This is a genomic window from Lapillicoccus sp., assembly GCF_046595215.1.
Taxonomy (GTDB): Bacteria; Actinomycetota; Actinomycetes; order Actinomycetales; family Dermatophilaceae; genus Lapillicoccus.
Map to the genome: position 1 here is coordinate 1 of NZ_JBKJPP010000101.1, position 4,564 is coordinate 4,564.

Here is a 4,564-nt window from a genome sequence, read left to right on the forward strand (position 1 = left end):
GTTCCACGGCACGTCCCACGCCTTCGTCTCCCGCCGCGCCGCCGAGCTCGTGGGCCGGCCCGTGGACAGCGCCAACGTCATCGTCCTGCACCTCGGCAACGGCGCCAGCGCGGCGGCTGTCGCCGGTGGCCGGTGCATCGACACCTCGATGGGACTGACCCCGCTCGAGGGCCTCGTCATGGGGACCCGCCCCGGCGACCTCGACCCGTCGCTACCGGCGCACCTGCACCGGAGCGCGGGCATCTCGGTGGAGGACTACGACCACGCGCTCAATACCGACAGCGGCCTGATGGGCCTGACCGGCAGCAACGACTTCCGGGAGGTCAGCGACCGCGCCGGCGCCGGAGACCACGACGCAGCGCTCGCCGTCGAGATCGTCGCCTACCGCATCCGCAAGTACATCGGCGCGTATGCCGCGGCGCTGGGTCGCGTCGACGCCATCGCCTTCACCGCGGGGATCGGCGAGCGCAGCGCGCTCCTGCGTCACGCCGCCACGCGCGGGCTCGAGCTGCTGGGCATCCAGCTCGACGCCGCGGCCAACGTGGCAGCGACGTCGGGCGAGCACCGGGTCTCGACTGCGGCCAGCCGGGTCGCCGTGCTGGTCATCCCCACCAACGAGGAGCTCGAGATCGCCCGGCAGGCCGCGGCCCTCGTCGGGCGCCCCTGAAACCCGGAATTCGCCGTCCCCACCATGGGGTCACTCCTCAGCCGTGATGCGTGCGAGCACGTCGCGTCCGCGGGGATGGCCATCCGGTTCCTGCGATAACAGTTCCACGATCCTGGCCTCGTTGTCGGGTTGGTGATCGTCCAGCGAGTCGTAGAGCGCTACCCCCAGTGCAGCAAAGGACCCCGGAACGTGATGGTCGACGGCGTGTTCCAGAAGATGAATCGCTTCCCTGCTGCGGCCCAGCTGGTGAAGGGCGACCGACGCTCCGATGTAGCCCTTGAGGTCGCCGTGCGCGATGGCGGCGTAAAAGTGGCGGACCGCGGCCATGGGTTGCTCGTCCGACACCACCAGCCCCACGTTAAACCACGCTTCGCAGACTCCCAGATGAGCCGCTCGGAGCAGGTTTCGGCGGGCCCTCTTGCGCCTGCCGAGCTGAGCGTTGCAGTTGCCCGCATTGAAGTAGGCGTCCGCGTCGCCTGCGTCCCCCAGCTCCTCCCAGATCTTGGCGGCTCGCCTCAGCCGCCCCGCGTCGTAGAGGTCCTGTGCCTCGAGGAACATCGATTTCATCGCGGATTTCTTCGTGCCCGCCACCATGCACTCAGAACCAAATGCGGGCGGTGTCGCCGCCCCCCGCGCGGCCTTGACCACCAGGTCAACGCTGGTAGACGGGGACGATCTGGGCCCGGGCCAACGTGTGGAAGAACAGGTTGAAGCCGAGCACCGTGGGGGTGGCGTCCTGCGGCACGTCGAGCGACTCGACGTCGACCGCGTGGACGACGACGAAGTACCGGTGGGCGATGTGACCCTCCGGCGGGGCCGCACCGAGGAACTGCCGCACCCCGCCGTCGTTCCTGAGCTGGATCGCGCCCGCCGGCAGCCCCGACCCGGTGTCGTCGCCGGCACCGGTCGCAAGCTCGGTCGTCGTCACGGGGATGTTGAGGACGGCCCAGTGCCAGAAGCCGGCCGCGGTGGGGGCGTCCGGGTCGTAGACGGTGACGGCGAAGCTCTTGGTCTCCTCGGGGAAGCCGGACCAGCTCAGCTGCGGCGAGATGTCCTGGCCACCGGCACCGAAGATGCCACTGACCTGGGCGTTCTCGAGCTTCTCCCCCTCGGCGACATCCGTCGAGGTGACCTCGAAGGAGGGGACCTTCGGGAGGGCGGCATACGGGTCATGGGCCATGGGGGACTCCTCGATGGTTCGAACTGCGGGGCCGGGGCAACGGTGCCGCACTCAGGTTAGGCCCTGGACGGCCGCGAGCGCCTTGTCGGCGTGCACCGTCATGTTCATCTCGGAGGTGATCGCCTCGGCGATGCGCCCGTCGCGGTCGATGACGAAGGTCGCGCGCTTGACCGGGGTGAGGTACCTGCGCTTCACCCCGAAGGCCGTCGCCACGGCGCCGTCCTTGTCGGAGAGCAGGGGGTAGTCGAGCGACTGCTGGGCGGCGAACTGAGCCTGGGCGGCGACGTCGTCGACGCTGATGCCCACCCGCTGCGCCCCGGCACTGGCGAAGTCCGACGCGAGGTCCCGGAAGTGGCAGGCCTCCTTGGTGCACCCGGACGACGAGGCCACGGGGTAGAAGAACAGGACCACCGGTCCCTGCTGCAGCATGACCGAGAGCGTGTGGTCGAAGCCCTGCTGGTCGGGCAGGGTGAAGTCGGGGGCGGGCTGGCCGGCGGGCAGCGTCTTCATGGTTCTCCTCGGGTGGGTCCTACGCAGCATTCGTTGCCGGGGCCCCCGCGGATTGGGCCCGCGCGCCGACGGCCCGAGGCACCCTTAGGCTGCGCTGCGTGACCTTCTTCCGGGACCTCGCCGTCCTGATGCGCTTCGGCGGGTTCCGCCGCCTCTTCGCGGTGAGGCTGCTGTCCCAGGCCTCGGACGGTGTCTTTCAGGTCGCGTTGGCCTCGACCGTCCTGTTCTCCCCGGAACGGGCCCCCAGCGCCGGCGCTATCGCCGCCGGCTTCGCGACCATCCTGCTGCCCTTCACCGTCCTCGGTCCCTTCGTCGGCGTGTTCCTCGACCGGTGGTCGCGCCGGAAGATCCTCACCGTCTCCAACCTCGTGCGCGCCGTCCTGCTCCTCGTCATCGCCCTCCTCGTGGCGCGCAACGAGATCGGCATCCCCTTCTACCTCCTCGTCCTGGGGGCCTTCTCCGTCAACCGGTTCCTCCTCGCCGGCCTGTCCGCGGGGCTGCCCCACGTCGTGACCCGCGATCTGCTCGTCACGGCGAACGCCGTCTCGCCGACCTGCGGCACGCTGGCCTACCTCGGTGGGCTCGCCGCCGGCGGCGCCGTCCACGCCGCCACCAACAGCGACGGGGTGGTCCTCGTCGCCGGGGCCGCCAGCTATCTCGTATCGGCGCTCCTCGCGGCCCGGTTGCCGCACCTCGGCCCGGACCTCGCCGGCGCCGACACCGCCGTCCGGGAGGCCCTGACGAGCGTGGTCCGCGGGCTGCTCGACGCCGCCCGCCACCTCTCACCGCTCGGGCGGCTCGCGCTCGGCGTCATCGGGGCGATCCGGCTGCCCTATGGCGTGATGATCGTCGGGACGATCCTGCTCTACCGCAACCACTTCGACTCGTCGAACGCCGGGGCGGGCCTCAAGGGGCTGGGCATCGCCGTCGGGGCCTCCGGTGTCGGTTACGCCCTCGCGGCCCTGCTCACGCCCACCTTCTCCCACCGCTACGGGATGCGCACCTATGTCACCGGGCTCAGTCTCCTCGCGGCCGTGATGCAGGTCTTCCCGGCCGCCCTGTTCACCCGGTGGGCCGTCGTCATCTCCGCCCTCGGGCTCGGCGCCGCGACACAGGGCGTGAAGATCTGCGTCGACACGACCATCCAACGGGTCGTCAGCGACATCTACCGCGGGCGCATCTTCGCCCTCTACGACGTCCTGTTCAACGCCGTCTTCGTGGCGGCAACGGCCCTGGCCGCGGTCGTCCTGCCCACGGACGGGCGCTCGTATGCCGTGCTCGGCGGCGCCGCGCTCTGGTATCTCCTCGTCGCCGGGGTGGTCTCCCGGTCCTGGCCCCGACACCTCTCCCCGCCCACCATGACCACGCCCACCCCGGGGCCCGGCCCCACCCACCCCTGAACGGACCGAAGTGCCCCCCGCAGCCATCTACCTCATCGCCGGCGTCGCCCTGCTCATCGCCGTCGTCCTGCCCGCGGCCCTGACCCGGTTCGCCGTGTCGGCGCCGATGATCCTCGTAGGACTCGGCATGCTCATCGGGCTGCTGCCGCTGCCGCCGGGTTCGACCCTCGATCCCGTGCGGAACCGCACCCTCATCGAGCACCTCACGGGGGTCACCATCCTCGTCGCCCTGATGGGTGTCGGGCTGGCGCTCGACCGCCCCCTCAGCCTGCGCGACCGCGGGTCCTGGCGTCGGTGGTCGCCGACGTGGCGCCTGCTCCTCGTCGCCATGCCCGTCTGCATCGCCACCGTCGCCCTGCTCGGCTGGTGGGCCCTCGGGCTCGCCCCGGCCGCCGCCCTGCTGCTCGGTGCCGCGCTCGCGCCGACCGACCCGGTCCTGGCCTCCGACGTGCAGGTCGAGGGCCCCCGCGTCGGGACCGAGGACGAGATCGACGAGCATGACGAGGTCCGCTTCGCGCTGACCTCGGAGGCCGGCCTCAACGACGGTCTCGCCTTCCCGTTCGTCCACGCCGCCCTGCTCGTCGCCACCGCGGGTTCCGTCGCCACGTGGGGGTTGCGCTGGGTGGCCTGGGAGCTGATCGGCAAGGTCGTCATCGGGGTGGGAGCCGGCTTCGTCCTCGGCAAGCTGCTCGCCACCGGCGCCTTCCGGGCGCCCCGGCGCTCCTTCCGGCTCGCCGAGCGGGGGGAACCGCTGCTCGCCGTGGCTGCCCTGCTCACGGCATACGGGATCGCCGAGCTCATCGGCGG

General features: G+C 71.3%; 5 protein-coding genes and 1 pseudogene. 3 read left to right on the forward strand and 3 right to left on the reverse strand.

Annotated features, from left to right (window positions below):
- Window positions 1-667, forward strand: a pseudogene (locus ACLL9L_RS08135) (acetate kinase); the annotation flags it as partial.
- A gap of 30 nt (window positions 668-697) precedes the next feature.
- On the opposite strand, the gene ACLL9L_RS08140 reads toward ACLL9L_RS08135, so the two are convergent.
- From ACLL9L_RS08140 to ACLL9L_RS08150, 3 genes are read right to left on the reverse strand one after another with little or no spacing between them, the layout of a single operon-like run.
- Window positions 698-1,315, reverse strand: a complete 618-nt coding sequence (locus ACLL9L_RS08140; RefSeq protein ID WP_411284144.1) for a hypothetical protein — start codon at window positions 1,313-1,315, stop codon at window positions 698-700.
- Window positions 1,316-1,319: 4 nt separating this feature from the next.
- The gene (locus ACLL9L_RS08145) at window positions 1,320-1,847 is read right to left on the reverse strand and encodes a YbhB/YbcL family Raf kinase inhibitor-like protein (RefSeq protein WP_411284145.1); all 528 of its coding nucleotides are present in this window, start codon (window positions 1,845-1,847) and stop codon (window positions 1,320-1,322) included.
- Between the two features lie 51 nt (window positions 1,848-1,898).
- Entirely contained in the window at window positions 1,899-2,357 is a 459-nt protein-coding gene (locus ACLL9L_RS08150) for a peroxiredoxin (RefSeq protein ID WP_411284146.1), read from the reverse strand.
- 98 nt (window positions 2,358-2,455) lie between these two features.
- Here ACLL9L_RS08150 and ACLL9L_RS08155 point away from each other — a divergent pair, with 98 nt between their 5' ends.
- Complete coding sequence (locus ACLL9L_RS08155) at window positions 2,456-3,757, forward strand: MFS transporter (RefSeq protein ID WP_411284147.1); 1,302 nt, start codon at window positions 2,456-2,458, stop codon at window positions 3,755-3,757.
- Between the two features lie 10 nt (window positions 3,758-3,767).
- Window positions 3,768-4,564 (forward strand): cation:proton antiporter (locus tag ACLL9L_RS08160; protein ID WP_411284148.1); only part of this gene is annotated, 797 nt, incomplete at its 3' end.

Excerpts from the sequence above, each read along its gene's own strand:
- ACLL9L_RS08145 (WP_411284145.1), bottom strand. The coding sequence starts at position 1,847 with ATGGCCCATGACCCGTATGCCGCCCTCCCGAAGGTCCCCTCCTTCGAG.
- ACLL9L_RS08150 (WP_411284146.1), bottom strand. The coding sequence starts at position 2,357 with ATGAAGACGCTGCCCGCCGGCCAGCCCGCCCCCGACTTCACCCTGCCC.